Raw genomic sequence first — 15590 nt, 5'->3', positions numbered from 1 at the left:
ATGAGAAGACACAAAGAGATGATAACGGCAGCGATCCTGCTATCGCTCATGGCTTGTTCGCGACAAGACACGGAGTCGCTCCTGGAGACACCAGAGCCCGTGGTGCTGAAGGCTGTCGTGGCATCGCCCGTTGAGGCGACAAGAGGCACTACCGCCACGACGAGCGAATGGGCGGAGCACGATCAGGTGGCTGTGCGCATCGATAACGAGGTGAAGATCTATGAGGCCAGTCATGAGGACGGAGGCACTCTGAGGGCAGCCGCTGCGGAGACACCATTCTACTGGAGAACCAGGAGCGAGACGAAGACCGTCGCCGGATGGTATCTCGGTAATGGCAGACGACTGAGGGAGATGCCCACTGAGTGGACGGTGGCAGGTAACCAGCATACCAACGACGGGGAGGGAATGGAGCAAAGCGATTTCCTCTATGCCACTCCCACAGGCATCACCTATACCGACCGTTTCCATGCACAGATCAACTTCTATCACCAGACCTCAAAGATCATGGTGAGGATCAGGAACGAGGGCGCCATCAAAGGCGATACGGCTGCGATAGAACAGGTGACGATCGGCAACGCATCGTATCCCATCGTGATGCGCGCCTCGTTTGAGGAGCCGGCCACCACATCCTATGGCAGTTGGACACTCTCCCGCAGAAGCGAGGACCTTGGGTATATCATACCCCATGTGACGGTGTTCGACAGTGTGAGCACCTATCTGAAATACTACGAGGCGCTGGTCATTCCTGACAATCTGGACCATAAGCCTCTGTTGGCCATCACCCTAGGTGGCCATACCTATTATTATATACCACAGGAGAACCAGGCCCGACTGACACCCGGGCATCTCTTCGTCTATGATATCGGAGTCAGCGTAGACAGCACAAAGCTGGTGGTGACACCCATGGTGGGCGACAACCTGGTATGGAGCTGGCAGGATGACGGCACCGTCGACGAGAACGATGACAAGGATGCTACGCTACAGATACAGGGGTGGCAAAGGGAGGACAATCCCGATGCCAACATCACATCGGGCGTCATTCCTCTTGAGATCAGTGCCAACGGATGGCGGAAAGAGGGTGAAGGCAGTGCCTTGCAGGAGGACAGTCAGCCCGAATATGACCACCATGCCAATGGATGGAAAAAAGATGGCGACAACGAAGACGCCACCCACACCGACCAGCCTGACGGAATGACTGTCGGAAACGGCACCCAATGGACCAAGGAAGGCGAGGATGAGGCTATCAGCAGCGAATGACAAGTAACAAAACAACAAATAAGAATACCTCTAAGAAATGGAAAAAAGCAAAATATTCTTATCTCTGAGTCTGGCTATGTTTGCCTTCCTCAGTAACAGTTGTACACAAGACGAAGCAAATATCGGCGAGAATCCGGAAGGACGGAAAGCCATGACTGTGAAAGTCGTGGACGGTGGTTATGAGAATAAGGACAATAACACGACTCGTGCCAGTGAGAGCAACGAGGAAGAGTCAGGCAGTGACGGTACCGCCATGAAGACACAGTTCATCGCAGGCGACAAGATCGGTGTGTTCTCCATCTCTTCGGGTGGAGCCTCACACTATCAGAACCTGGAACTGGTATACGACGGCACCAACTGGAAGAACCCTGACGGCGAGACCTTCTATTACTTCTCGGGCATGAGCTACTTCGCCTATTATCCCTATAACAAGGATTTTAATATGGAGAAGGTCGACTGGTCGAAACGCACAGCCGCTGAGTTCTTTGCGGAATATGTGAACGAGTGGAGGCCACAGGACGACCAGTCTACCACGATGAAGTATATCGCCAGCGACCTGATGATCGGCGACGGCTCGGTAATCGATAATACCTTTACCTTCACACTCGGGCATACCATGGGACTGATCTTCATCTCTACGGCCGAGGAGATCAAGGGCACGGTCTATCTCTTTCCCAAGCTGACGGAGGGCGACGCCATGGAGAAACTCAGCTCCGACAGTAAGATCTATTCCTTCGAACAGAAGGTGTATAAGCCCAGTCGCAAACAAGGCTACTACCGCTATCTGGTGAAGCCGGGACAAGCGAAGTTCATATCAGGCAAGAATCCTGACGGCCGTGTATTCAGCTTCACATGCAATAATGTAAGTGCCGGACGCTACAAGAAATTTGTAATAGACGGGGAATACAATCCTGCCAATTCCGAGATAGAGGATTTTACCGTGGTGCCTGGAGATATCTTATTCAGTGATATGCACTTTGCACATACGCCCGCCAGCGGAAACGTAACAGGATATAGTAGTTCCATCGGAGTCGTGATGTATCTGGCAGGACTTCATGATGAGTATACTGAGGGATATACCCACGGACTGGTATTGAGGAAACAAACTGTCGAATCGAGTTCAGAGTTCTGGGAGAGTAGTTCAAAAAACTACGACTCTCCGGCACCCAATGTGGTCAATGTAGGACAGATGATGGAGGATAAGTCTGGACTCACCAACTCTTTGGCCATAAAGAGTACATACTATCTTAAGTTTACAATGGCCCAAAGCGTAGGGACCAAGGCATACGACCAGTGCTCGGAGTGGTTTATACCCAGTACTGGACAATGGATAAAAATGATCTGCGACTATACAGGAGGCCATGTATCCTCAGCCCTTACTGCTACTCGTCCTACTTTTGCCAATGTCCGTTCAACATACTCCACAGAGCTGAGTCGCTCGTTTGAGGCAACAGGGGTGACAGGAGACTATAAAGTAACTTCTTCCGGCTGGAAATCAGGCACATTTTTCGTAAGCTCAGAATCAACCGCCGACGGAGCTGGAGTATGGGTTTTCAATCTCTTTACTCCATCATTCTCTTCGGGTAATAAATATAATATGAACGGAGCAAGTGCCAAGACCCTTTATGCCTGTGGGTTCTAAAAATTGCTAGGCATGGGTATGCCACATGGACAGTAAGTATATATTTCGCAACAGCAACTGACAAACAGAGAGACTCCAGAACAGGCGGATACTGGAATGTGAACGACCGTATGGCTTTGAAAATCGGCAATACGGCGAGAATATAAGATGACAACCAGCCGGGCGGCACGACAACAGGAGACGGTTACCGGCGGATCAAGGATGACGATGATGAGATCATCGACAGTGAGACAGAACAGATAAAGCAAATAGTATAATAAGACACGATAGGAAAATATGAAGAGATTGTTTTTACACCTGAGTTGGGGCCTGTTTGCCATTACAATGAACAGTTGTACCCAAAGTGAGATGATCCTCGAGGATCATTTGGATTCTGACGGGCAAAAGGCCATGACCGTGAAGGTAGTGGATGGCGGCTATGAGGACAAAAAATCGACTCGTGCCAGTGAGAGCAACGAGGAAAAGACCGATGGTGATGGTACCATCATGAAGACACAGTTCATCGCAGGCGACAAGATCGGCGTGTTCTCCATCTCTCCGAGTGGAGCCTCACACTATCAGAACCTGGAACTGGTATACGACGGCACCAACTGGAAGAACCCCGACGGCGAGACCTTCTACTATTTCCCGGGCTTGAGCTATTTCGCCTATTATCCCTACAACAAGGATTTTAATATGGAGAAGGTCGACTGGTCGAAACATACTGCCGCTGAGTTCTTTGCGGAATATGTGAACGAGTGGAGGCCACAGGACGACCAGTCTACCACGATGAAGTATATCGCCAGCGACCTGATGATCGGCGACGGCTCGGTAATCGGTGATACCTTTACCTTCACACTCGGGCATACCATGGGACTGATCTTCATCTCTACGGCCGAGGAGATCAAGGGCACGGTCTATCTCTTTCCCAAACTGACGGAGGGCGACGCCATGGAGAACCTCAGCTCCGACAGTAAGATCTATTCCTTCGAACAGAAGGTGTATAAGCCCAGTCGCAAACAAGGCTACTACCGCTATCTGGTGAAGCCGGGACAAGCGAAGTTCATATCGGGCAAGAATCCTGACGGCCGTATATTCAGCTTCACATGTAATAATGTGAGCGCCGGGCGCTATAAGAAATATGTGGTGGACGGCGGATTCAATCCTGCCGACTCCGAGATAGAGGATTTTACTGTGGTACCTGGGGATATCGTTTTCAAGGATATGCACATTGCCCATGTTCCGGCAAGCGGCAATGTGACGGGATATAGCAATGCCATCGGTATCGTGATGTATCTGGCCAATCTCAATGATGAGTACACAGAAGGATACCCCCATGGACTGATAATAACAAAACAGAAGTATTCTGGTATCTGGCCAACCGAATACAGGAATATAGACACGCCAGCCCCCAATGTGGTGAACGTAGGACAGATGATGGCGGATAAATCAGGCCTTACCAATTCAAGGGCGATAGGCAATCTCTCAACATCATCATCATTCACTTTCACAATGGGGCAGACAGCAGGGACCAAGGCATACGACCAGTGCTCGGAATGGTTTGTACCCAGCACGGGACAATGGATTAAGATGATCTGCTGCTTCGGAGCTACAGAGATGACGGCAAAGGCCTCGGCCACTCGCCCTACCTTCGCTCCTATCAGAACGACATACAAGACGGAGTTGGCTCGTGCGTTTGAAGCAACAGGAAACACTTTAAATTCTGGTGGTTTCATCACGAGTACTGACGGGTCTTCAGATGGGAGTACATGGTGGAGATGTTCCCTTTTCAGCTACTCGTTTGATACATATTATAGACCCAATAACTATAGCGGAGATAAGCTTTTTGCCTGCGCATTCTAAACAATTCATGGATATCAGCATATGACAAGAAAGACTCTGATCCTTATACTCGCCTCTCTGCTGTTACTGGCAGGCTGCCGCGACGATCATGCGCTGGAAGGCGACCGGCTGGATGCCATCGTGATTCCTGCCACGATAATGGCCGACGGGCATGGATACTCATGGACAGACGGCTGTTGGACGGTCAACGACCGCATAGCCCTGCAGATCGGCAATACGGTGAAGATGTATGAAGCCTCAACAGAGAACGGCGGCCAGCTGAGGGCCACCTCGGAAGAGGAGCCTTTCTACTGGACACGTGGAACAGGAGAGGAACAGACAGTCAAAGGCTGGTATCTGGGCAATGGCAAGACACAAAAGGTGTTACCGGAGACGTGGGCGGTAGTGAGCAACCAAAGCGCTAACGGAGGCAAGGGTGTCGAGGAGAGTGATTTCCTCTATGCACCACCTACCGCCATCAGCAGAGTGGAGGGCGACCGCTTCAAGCGCCGCATCTGTTTCTATCACCAGACGGCCAAGGTCGTCGTCAGGATCAAGAACGCGGGAGTGCTGGCAGAGAATCCCTCCGTCTTCCAAGGCATCACGATAGGCTGTGAGTCATTTCCTATTGTAATGGAGGCCCGCTTCGCAGAACCTGCGGAGGGAAACTATGGCAGTTGGACTCCCAACGGCTCGACGGGGTATATCACGCCTCATGAGATCGTCACCAATGATGCCCATATCTATCTGAAGTGTTACGAGGCCCTGGTTATTCCACAGAATCTGAGCGGCACGCCTATGCTGGTATTCACGATCAACAACACGGCATTCTATTATGAGCCGTCGGGCGGAGAGGCCGACCTGCTGGCTGGTCATCAGTTTTTCTATGACGTGGAGGTCACTCAAGGGAGCATCACTGTCACACCATCGTTTGAGGGTAATGAGAAGTGGACATGGAACGAGAGCCAGGAGGACGTGACATCTATATCGACTGACATACAGCCCTGGCTGACAGACTCACGATGGACGAAACAGGGCAGCGACATCCAGGTGAAAGCCGGTGAGATACCTATCCATTTCGCTAATGAGTGGTGGACGGCTGACGCTACCGAGCATATAGACAGCAATGTGGGCGACGGTGGTATCGACACCTCTGACACCCACTGGAACGGGGGTGACACCGACCAGGTCGACAGCAACGACAAAGACATAGAGCAAGACCCCAATGGCGGAAACTGGGAGCAGGGCGACGAGGAACCTGTGACCAGTCACCCCAAGAACTCATAATGAACAACTCTACAGTAAATCCTAAAAGCATACATACACAATGAAGACGAAAGCATTATTTTTGATGGCAATGGCCATTGCAGTCCTGACGCAGACCAGCTGTTCTGAGGAAGACACGACTCTCGGGAACAACACCCAGAAGGATGGCGGACTTCCCGTCAGCATACTGGTATCCGACAAGGGCTTTAACAACAGCAGCAATACCCGTGCCGCTGACTCCAATAACGAGATGACGGAGGATGGGAAGACTGTTATGTCGACTGAGTTTGTAGACGGCGACTCTATCGGTGTGTTTGCCATCACCAAACAGAACATCCCGTTGAACAACTCGTATGTCAACAGACTGCTGATCATGAAAAACGGCAAGTGGACAGCTGCCGATGGAAAGGAGTTCCTGTATTACAATGGTGTGGACTATTTTGCCTACTATCCCTACAAAATAGGCAAGAAAATCGCAGATGTCGATCCGACCAAACACACGGCTCCGGAGTTCTTCAGGAGCCATATAGACACCTTTGAACCCTACAAAAACCAAGAGACTGCATTCAACTATACCCATAGCGACCTGATGGTGGGTCAGGGTACGCTGGTGGGGACTACCTGCCAGTTCAAGATGCAGCACATGATGGGACTGATCGTTATTCAGGTGCCAACGATCACTCACCATTACAAACAGGCAAACGACCCAACCTGCGAATATGACGTCAAGGAACTCTATCTGATGGACAAGACAGAGAAGCGTGTGCGCCAACTCGTGGAAGGCGAACCGATCTACCGCTATATTGTAAGACCCAACGCCGTAGAGGCTCTCACTGGTAAGACTTATACCGATGTGGACGGCAATTATAATATCTTTGCTATCACACACAGTGGAGTGAATGGAGGCTTCTATAAGAAATATGTTGTGGACGGCGCCACCAATACCAGTGATGAGAGGACTTACAATCTCGGCGACTACTATTACGACGACGGTACCATCTCACCTCTGAAGATTACTCACAAGACCGTATTTGGTGTTATTGCCTACTGCGGAAAGACAGATGTGACGAAGGACGTGGACTATCTGGGTAACGTGAAGCAGTATCATACCCTGGTGATGAGTGCCAGCAACGGTGTTTACAATAATATAAACACATCAGTACCTGCCGACAAACTAGGTGGATACCCAAACGGACTTTGCTTTGGTGACCTGACAAAAGCGCCTGGCCATGAGACGAAAGATGATAAATACTACCAGCCTACCAATACCACATACATACAAGCGAGTGAGAATGCCATTGCAGATCTTGGCGGTATATGGAAAACAGAATTCTTATTTACACATAGAAAAGAAGGACGGTATGACAGTAGACTTACCGGTGCCTCAAGTTCTGGAATATGGAGTAATTGGGGAGCGTTCGGTATATTGACAACAGCCCGTGGCAAAAAACCGTCAAGTAACGTATGTACCACTTCGAATGTCTTCCAACCGACATTCGGTCAGGTGGTGGGTATCATGGGCTCGAAAGGTATCGGACAGGCCAACGACGAAGAACTGAAAAACAATATCCGTACTGCATGGACCAGTGGAAAGCCCGCAGCCACCTCCAACCGCTTCGTGGACGAGACATTGGTCATCAATATGAAGACTGCCATGGCAAAAGCAGGTTTTATTATAGTTTCTGCCGGAGTCGTGCTCAGTCAGTACGACAAAGACAATTATCTGACTCTCGGTTATAATACCACTGGGTCGTATATCCAGATCGGTGTCTACTATCAAAATACCAATAAGAATGTTGGTACGAGCACTAACATGTGGTACGGACTGGCGTTCTAAGGCATCAAAAGAATGATGCCGCCACTCTCACGAGTGGCGGCATCGAAAAAGCCTATGTTTAACTAAAAATCCTTTTCTCTAAAAAGAAATTTTCAGCCGCAAGGGCTAAAAATTTGAAAGTTTAAAAGGGAGCTTCGCAGCGACCTCCTGTTATCCTACAGTTGAAAACTTTCTTTTACCAATAACTAAAAACCTAAAACTATAAATATTACTACTAACCTAAAACAATCTATTAACCTTTTGACGATGCAAAGGTACGACGAATTTCCGTTACTTGCAAGATTTACGACAGAATAAGTGTAAGAAAGCCCATCATTCTTGACGTAAATCAACCGATTGTGTGCGATAACAACATATATTCACGCTTTTGGCTTTGTTTTTAACAAAAGTTGATATACCTTTGTCTATCAGAACCTGAAAGTGCATGCTCTCTAAAAAAAGGAAGCAGAATCCTTGGTTCTGCACCCGACTTTTTGTACCTTTGTATCCGTATATTTAAGATGCCAGAAAAGGGGCATAACGACGGACTAAGAAGTGGAACGTGAAAGTACTAATTGTCAATACAAGTGAGCGGACGGGAGGGGCTGCTGTGGCGGCTAATCGTTTGATGAAGGCGCTGAACAATAACGGTGTGAAGGCGAAGATGCTCGTGCGCGACAAGGAGACCGATGCTCTGACGGTGGTGGGACTGCCATCGTCGCCTTGGTTGCGATGGGCTTTCCTCTGGGAACGACTGGTAATCTTTTGTCGGTTGCATTTCTCACGGAAGCATCTCTTTGAGATTGATATCGCTAATGCGGGGACGGACATTACCCGACTGCGTGAGTTTCACGAGGCTGATATCATCCATCTGCACTGGATTAATCAAGGGATGCTCTCATTGGGTAGTATCCGAAAAATCCTGCGTAGCGGTAAGCCTGTGGTCTGGACTATGCATGACATATGGCCTGCTACGGCCATCTGTCATCTGACTCTTGAATGCAGGAACTTCACCACGCAATGCAATCACTGCCGATTGTTGCCTGGTGGTGGATCTGGTAAAGACTTATCGACGGCTGTATGGCATCGGAAAAGACGGATGGTGGCCGACGAGAATATCTATTATGTGGCTTGTAGCCATTGGCTGGAGTCAGAGGCAAAACGAAGTGCCCTGTTGAAAGGACAGAAGATTACGAGTATTCCAAACCCGATAGATACACACATATATAAGAAAGGTGATAAGGTGGAGGCCAGGAAACGGTTAGGTCTGCCACTGGATAGAAAATTGATCCTCTTTGCCTCACAGCGGGTTACCAATGAGAACAAGGGTATGAGCTATCTCATAGAGGCTTGTCTGCTATTGTCGACACAACACCCAGAGATGAAGGATCAGACGGGCATCGTAATCCTTGGCGGGCATGCAGAGGAACTGGTGGGACAATTGCCTTTCGAAACCTTCCCGTTAGGTTATGTGAACGACGAACAGCGCATCGTGGATGTGTATAATGCTGCCGATGTTTTCGTGCTACCGTCGCTCTCGGAGAATCTGCCAAATACCATTATGGAGGCGATGGCCTGCGGTGTGCCTTGTGTGGGCTTCAAGGTTGGTGGTATTTCTGAGGAGATCGATCATCTGCACAATGGTTATGTGGCAGCGTACCGGCAGGCAGGGGATCTTGCCAAGGGTATCCGGTGGGTACTCTCAGAGGCGGACTATGATGTGCTGAGCGACAGTGCTATCCATAAGGTGGCGCAGCATTACTCGCAGCAGAGTGTGGCGTTGCGATACCTCGATGTATATCAACAGGCGATGGCCTTCAAACACTACCGCCTATGATCAGAATAACATATGTGACAATCACCTATAATGCGGCTGCCGTGTTACAGCGCACTCTTGATAGTGTGCTGGAACAGGATTATCCAGAGATAGTTCATCTGATTGTTGACGGGGCATCGACTGACGGAACACTTGACTTGGTGAACGATTATATCACACGTTCGAACGGTGTCGATTGTTCCAACTCAGCAGGGGTGCTATCGGAAGGACATAAGAAAGGACATCGCATTCAGGTAATCTCGGAGCTTGATCACGGAATCTATGATGCGATGAACAAAGGCTTGCGCGGTCTTGATGGTGACTATGTGTGTTTCCTGAATGCCGGTGACTTTCTTCCGGCGCGAGATACCGTAAGCCGTATCGTAAAACAGATTGATACAGAGGGTGCTTTGCCTGCCGTGCTTTATGGTGATACGGACATCGTGGACGCAGAGGGCCGGTTCCTGCATCACCGCCGACTAGCTCCACCCGAGAACTTGTCATGGCGCTCGTTCCGGCAGGGTATGCTCGTCTGTCATCAGGCTTTTTATGCCCGAACTGACTTTGCCATCGCTACGCCCTATGACGAGCGATATCGTTATTCGGCCGATGTCGATTGGTGTATCCGTGTGATGAAGGCAGCAGACAAGGAGCATGTGCCACTGCACAACTTGCATATGGTGGTGGCTAATTATACCGAGGAGGGACAGACAACGCTACACCACCGGGAGTCACTCTGGGAACGTTATCGGGTGATGGAGAGTCATTTTGGACGTGTACAGACGTTCCTCCTACATTGCTGGTTCGTCATCCGAGCCGTGATAAAAAAATAAGACGGACAGACTTCTACGTATGAAGCTGCCCGTCTTTCCAATGGCTAACTATTGTTATCTCAGTATGAATTTCTGATTATTGATGATGTAAATGCCTTTCGGTAACCCACGGGTTGCCTCATGTCTGTTGGACGCTTTGCGCAACAGCCGACCGTCAAGACTGTATACCTTAAACGATTTGTCGTCTTGTTCCGCTTTAATAGTGCGGATGCCAGTATAGACGGAGGTTACATCGTTTACCTTATATTTCTCACCCTCTTTCTCGGTGGATATCTCGAAGAACGTGTCGTTGGAGATGTTTGTTACGTCGATTGTTTGAGGACTGCCAGAACCTGTGCTGAACACAAAGTTCACAACATCATCGTCGCTGTTGATATTGAATTGCTTGGTATACCATGTCTTACCTCCGGTGGTCGTGGTGGTTGATATCTTATCGCCGGGCCAACTGCTGTTGGCAGGTGAATGGCTGCCGTCACCGCCCCATGTCCAGAAGTTCACGCTGGACCATCCCACGTTGTCGACGTTGACATAGATGGTGATCTGTCGCTTTTCGAAATGGTTGAACGAGTAGTTACGTGTAATGACGCTCTTGACGGTGTTACCGACAAGCAGACCTACTTTCAGAGTACAGTCGGCAGCGATGTCAATGCTTGTGCCATTGACAGCCTTCGTGCTGTTGGTTGTAGGCTCGCTACCGTCAAGGGTGTAGACGAGTTGGGCTCCCGCATCGGCAGAAACAGCAATCAACTTAACCTTGAAAGCCTCTTCATATTTTCCTGTGGCTTTGTCTGCGAAGACTGTCTCCATCGATTTCGGTAGAAAATACTTGTATTTATAGCCAGACAGTACTTCCTGCCAGTCGTTGGAAGGCTCGTAGCCGTCGGTATTATTACCAACAACCACTAACAGACGGTCCTTACCGTCGGTCTGGATGATATTGGCATAGTAGTTCTTGTTACTACCCACGTTGGCGTACTCACTCAAGTTGGTGATACCTGCCATCTTACGTACGTCAATCATCGATTTGATTTCCTGCTTGTAGGCTTTCCAGTGGGTGAGAAACACACAGGGAGTACCTGGCATGGCGAGCAGATAGGCATTGGCGGCGAGGGTGTCCTTCTTGATAGGATCCTGCGCGTCATTGGCGCGTTTTTCCGTGTCGTGGTTCTCCACAAAGGTAACAGCATACTGACGGTATTGGCCGCTTTCGTAGTTTTTGCTTACGAGTGGCCAGTTATTATCATTCTGTTTGCCAAGGTAGGTCCAATCACCTCTGTTGATGGCATTGCGTACGGTGTAACGGAACTGAAAGTCGAAGGCTGCGCTTGTCTTCTCTGCGGCATCGATCCAACGACGGATTGTATTTGTGCCGTCCCAACACTCACCAACGGAGAACTGAGGCTTCGAATCGTTGTTGTAGATGGCGGTATAGCTGCCGGAGTAGCCCTTTACCATATCGTAGCGGAAACCTGTATAGCCGAGGTCGTTGAGCAACATCTTCAAGTATGCTTTCACGATGGTCTGTACGTTCTCGCTCTTGTGATCGAGGTCGCGCATGCCACCCCAGCCCTCGCCCGTATCGTTGTTCGTGCTAAGGCTGTAGCCATTCTGTGCGGCCCATTTCTTGGTCTCGCCACCATCATCGTTGGCGCATATGTCTGTTGACATCATCTCGTAGGTCACACCATTATAGGTTTCTTTAGGGAAGTCAACCCAACTGTTTAGGTTCTTGCGATGGTTGATGACTACATCGGCAATGGTGCCGATACCTTTCTCTTTAAAGGTCTTGATCATGGAACGAAGTTCAGTCTCGTTGCCAAACGAACTGTTGTAGTTGCTGAACCAATATAGGTCGTCATAGCCCATTGACGTACCACCGCAGTTTCCACTTTGGGGAATCCATACCAGACTGAACCACGGAGCAAGGTCATCAGCCTGTTTTTCAAGGCGGGTCCATTGTGTGTCGTTGAATGAGTCCCAGAAGAATCCCTGAAGCATCACTCCATCGTAGTTGGCGGGCCATCCCTGTGCCATCGTGGCAAGGGTCATAACAAGAAATGTGAGTGTTGTGTAAAGTTTCCGCATATGCTTTTAGTTGTTGATTGACTGTCGTATTTGTAGCTTTGCATGCAAAGTTACAAAAAAAGCCGAACGGTTGTTTTCAAACGGCTATAAATCTGTGCGTTGTGACGTGCAAACGGTTGCACATTCTGCTTCTCTTCGAAGTTAGTTGCTGCCGTAAGTCTTGTATGGAAATAAAAAGGCGAGCCGTTCTTATGACGGCTCGCCTGATAGAAATATTGCCTCTTTCTTATTTCTTAGTGATCTTGCAATATGCTTTACTGTTACAGTAGGCGAAGAGTTGAACGAAGTAAGTACCTGCCTCGGAAATCTTCAGGTTGTCACCACCTTGAGTCAGATCCTCAGTCGTCTTGCCACCCCAGTTGATGCCCCAATCGTCGTTGGCACGGAACTTAAATTCATCGGCAGCCAATTCAACGGTAGCCTCCCAGGCACCGGTATCCTTGTTGTAGGTCATGTCGGTGTCGGATCCCCAACCACCAGCCTGTGCCGGACCAACGATTCCAATCGTTGTAATCGGTGTCAGGGCATAGGTTAATGCGCCCAAGTCTACCTCTACTTTGTAGTAGCCTGCTGCTGCGTTGAGGTTGCCAGCTTGCTCAGCCAGCGTACCATTACTACCGCCAGTACCCCAGTCGGGAGCATCCCAGTTGTCCTCACCACTACGGAACTTAAACTCGCCGTCGAGGTACATGAAACCAGTATACTTGCCATCGCCAGCAGGGCCATAGAGCGGAGCAGCTGGACTACCCCAACCATTACCATTACCAGCCTGCCAAATGTACTCGGCAAAGTTCAGAGGAGTAATGGTGTAAGTCAGTGTGGCCATATTGATCTGAACCCGGATGAACTTAGCGCTACCATCAACCTTGAATGAGCCATCGTCAGTAAGTGCACTACGACGAGCCAACGAACCAGTAAGACCATTGTTACCGTTACCTGATGTCGTGCCATAGAGCTTAGACCAGTCATTATCGTTAGCGATAGCATCGCATGCTTCGTCATCACCAATAGCGAACCAGATGTCGCCACCTGTACCCTCGAGTACATAAGTGAATACCGGATCTTCTGCTACACTTGCGTTGCTGTGAGAGAACTTCTGCGACTTCGAAGCTGCAGAACCAGCCCAATCCTCAGGACCACCAACCAGATAGTAAGCATCGGCCACATTGATAGCCTGCACAGTGAAGGTGTAATCCATCATGTTAAGCGTAACCTTGATCTTCTTAGCAGTACCTGCAGCAACTTTGAATGAGTTGTCGGCACCCAGATTGTAGCGGAAGTCAAGACGACCGTCGGTAGCCTCATTATTGCCGCCTACGATACCCAGCAGCTTACTCCAATCGTTATTACCGATAGCCTCACAGGCCTCATCGTCACCGATAGCGAACCATGTGTCACCATCCTTGTTGGCATCAAACACAACGGTAAAGATCGGATCCTCGTAAACATCCTTGCTGCTATGCTCAAACTTAACCATCTTGTCTGTAGCTGACTTTGCCCAGTCATTTGGACCACCTACAAGATAGTAGTTCTGCGCAATAACAACCTTCTTCAGCGGAGTAAACTGTACAGTACGCTGTGCGAAGTAGTTCTCTCCGGGCTTGCCAACAATAGCCTCGGCTGTTCCATCTGTTACAGTGTGGAGAATAGTACGGATATAGAGAGGTGTTTCTGCAGGATTGCGAGTGATATTATTGAAATAGGCATTCTGCAGATCGCTTGCTTTTACGCTGATCTCACTCTCGCCATCAAGGCTGTTCGCATCAAGAGTAATGCTCTCGTTGAAATCCTCTGTCTTTGAGAACTCGACCATTGCCTTCAATACGGTATTTGCAGGCATAGCACCTTCCTTTACGCTGACAGTACCGATGGGAATGACCTCTTCGGTTCCTGCCTCTTCGTCGATAAAGTCGGTCAGTTTGATAGTGGTTGCCGAGTTGGCAGCAACAGTCACGTCGCTTATCTGAAGCAGGCTCTCAGGCAGATTTGCCTGTGGCACGAACTCGGTATCGAAGTCCTGGTTACAGGCAACGAGCCCCATGCTGAGAAGAGCCACTGTATATAAACCTAATTTTTTCATCTTCTTATTCATTTGATTAAACTATCTTTCTAATGCTGACGAACTACGGGAGGAGTTCGAACTTCACGGTATTCTTGTTCAAATCGACGGTGATGTCGAACTGTCCACCTGGGAAGTTTGCAAATGCCCAAGAACCCTTACCAGTCATACCTGAACCAGTGTATACGTTATTGGTCAACTCTACATCTGTTGCCTCGTCAGCAACCTGGAATCCGTAAGAGTCACCACCATCCCATCCGGTAAGTTTAGTATAGAAACGGAAGGTCAAGTCGCCCTCTGGCATCTCAACGACACCATGATAAATCTTACTACCGATCTCGGTCTCCATAATCTTCCAGTTCTCCAGGTCAGCGGCATTAGTCTTAGTAGGCTCCTTCCAGCCAGAGCAGTTACCAATCACATAGAGGCAGCCCTTACTTGGGATATTGCAGTAGGCGGCCATGTGCTTGAAACTAACTGTATTCGAAGAGATTTCCGTACCTTCAACATCAATGGAACTTGTTGTCACGATCTTGGCAACAACGCGCATGATAACCTCGCGGAAGCCCATATCAACATAGTCGTCCTCAGTAGCAAAGCCGTCGAGCTTACAGATAGCCTTGGCAATCTCCTCGCCACTGATGTTGGCATTACATGAAGTGAAACCTGTCTCCAGATAATCACCCCATTTCTCTGTTCCGTTCTCATTCAATCCTACCTGTACCTTATAGTGTACGACGGTATTAACACCGTAATTAGGCTGGGTCCAGGTGAGCTTTACAGTATTGTCCGGAGTTAACTGGATATACTGATCTGCTACAGCCGATGTGTTTACCACAAACTCTGAAGCGGTATGATTCGGGCCGAGTATTGGATTGTCATCGCGATCGGAATCACATGCCGTGAACAGCATGGCGATAGCTGCGAACAACACACTACTCTTAAAATATTTAGTTTTCATAATCACTTATCTTTATTTGATTGTCCGACAATAG

Annotated in this window: 10 protein-coding genes; 7 read left to right on the top strand and 3 right to left on the bottom strand. The window is 49.1% G+C overall.

What is annotated here, in order from left to right:
• The 7 genes from BLU99_RS05175 (at window position 1) to BLU99_RS05145 (ending at window position 10451) form a co-directional block, all read left to right on the top strand.
• Window positions 1-1257, top strand: coding sequence for a fimbrillin family protein (locus tag BLU99_RS05175; RefSeq protein ID WP_176771051.1), 1257 nt, complete (start codon window positions 1-3; stop codon window positions 1255-1257).
• A gap of 37 nt (window positions 1258-1294) precedes the next feature.
• Entirely contained in the window at window positions 1295-2899 is a 1605-nt protein-coding gene (locus tag BLU99_RS05170) for a fimbrillin family protein (RefSeq protein ID WP_144006090.1), read from the top strand.
• Window positions 2900-3175: 276 nt separating this feature from the next.
• On the top strand, window positions 3176-4741 hold the full coding sequence (locus BLU99_RS05165; protein WP_144006089.1) for a fimbrillin family protein: 1566 nt from the start codon (window positions 3176-3178) through the stop codon (window positions 4739-4741).
• Window positions 4742-4762: 21 nt separating this feature from the next.
• Window positions 4763-6007: a fimbrillin family protein gene (locus BLU99_RS05160; RefSeq protein WP_091900124.1), complete on the top strand. Its 1245-nt coding sequence runs from the start codon at window positions 4763-4765 to the stop codon at window positions 6005-6007.
• Window positions 6008-6047: 40 nt separating this feature from the next.
• On the top strand, window positions 6048-7823 hold the full coding sequence (locus BLU99_RS05155; protein WP_143065790.1) for a fimbrillin family protein: 1776 nt from the start codon (window positions 6048-6050) through the stop codon (window positions 7821-7823).
• A gap of 541 nt (window positions 7824-8364) precedes the next feature.
• On the top strand, window positions 8365-9639 hold the full coding sequence (locus BLU99_RS05150) for a glycosyltransferase family 4 protein (RefSeq protein ID WP_091900122.1): 1275 nt from the start codon (window positions 8365-8367) through the stop codon (window positions 9637-9639).
• A complete protein-coding gene (locus BLU99_RS05145) occupies window positions 9636-10451 on the top strand; it encodes a glycosyltransferase family 2 protein (protein ID WP_091900121.1) in 816 nt (271 codons plus the stop codon). The genes BLU99_RS05150 and BLU99_RS05145 overlap by 4 nt, the downstream gene beginning before the upstream one ends.
• A 54-nt stretch (window positions 10452-10505) precedes the next feature.
• Here BLU99_RS05145 and BLU99_RS05140 read toward each other — a convergent pair whose 3' ends face one another.
• The 3 genes from BLU99_RS05140 to BLU99_RS05130 form a co-directional block, all read right to left on the bottom strand.
• Window positions 10506-12536: an alpha-amylase family glycosyl hydrolase gene (locus BLU99_RS05140; protein WP_091900120.1), complete on the bottom strand. Its 2031-nt coding sequence runs from the start codon at window positions 12534-12536 to the stop codon at window positions 10506-10508.
• 226 nt (window positions 12537-12762) lie between these two features.
• Window positions 12763-14616 carry a cadherin repeat domain-containing protein gene (locus tag BLU99_RS05135; protein WP_176771050.1) on the bottom strand — a complete coding sequence of 618 codons (1854 nt, stop codon included), beginning with the start codon at window positions 14614-14616 and terminating at the stop codon, window positions 12763-12765.
• A 43-nt stretch (window positions 14617-14659) separates the two neighbouring features.
• The gene (locus BLU99_RS05130; RefSeq protein WP_091900118.1) at window positions 14660-15556 is read right to left on the bottom strand and encodes a SusE domain-containing protein; all 897 of its coding nucleotides are present in this window, start codon (window positions 15554-15556) and stop codon (window positions 14660-14662) included.
• Between the last annotated feature and the right edge of the window lie 34 nt (window positions 15557-15590).

Origin of the sequence: Prevotella sp. lc2012 (assembly GCF_900107065.1) — a bacterium.
In the GTDB taxonomy this organism is placed as follows: domain Bacteria; phylum Bacteroidota; class Bacteroidia; order Bacteroidales; family Bacteroidaceae; genus Prevotella.
The sequence above is the reverse complement of the archived record's forward strand: the minus strand, read 5'-3'. Positions and strand labels throughout refer to the sequence as shown.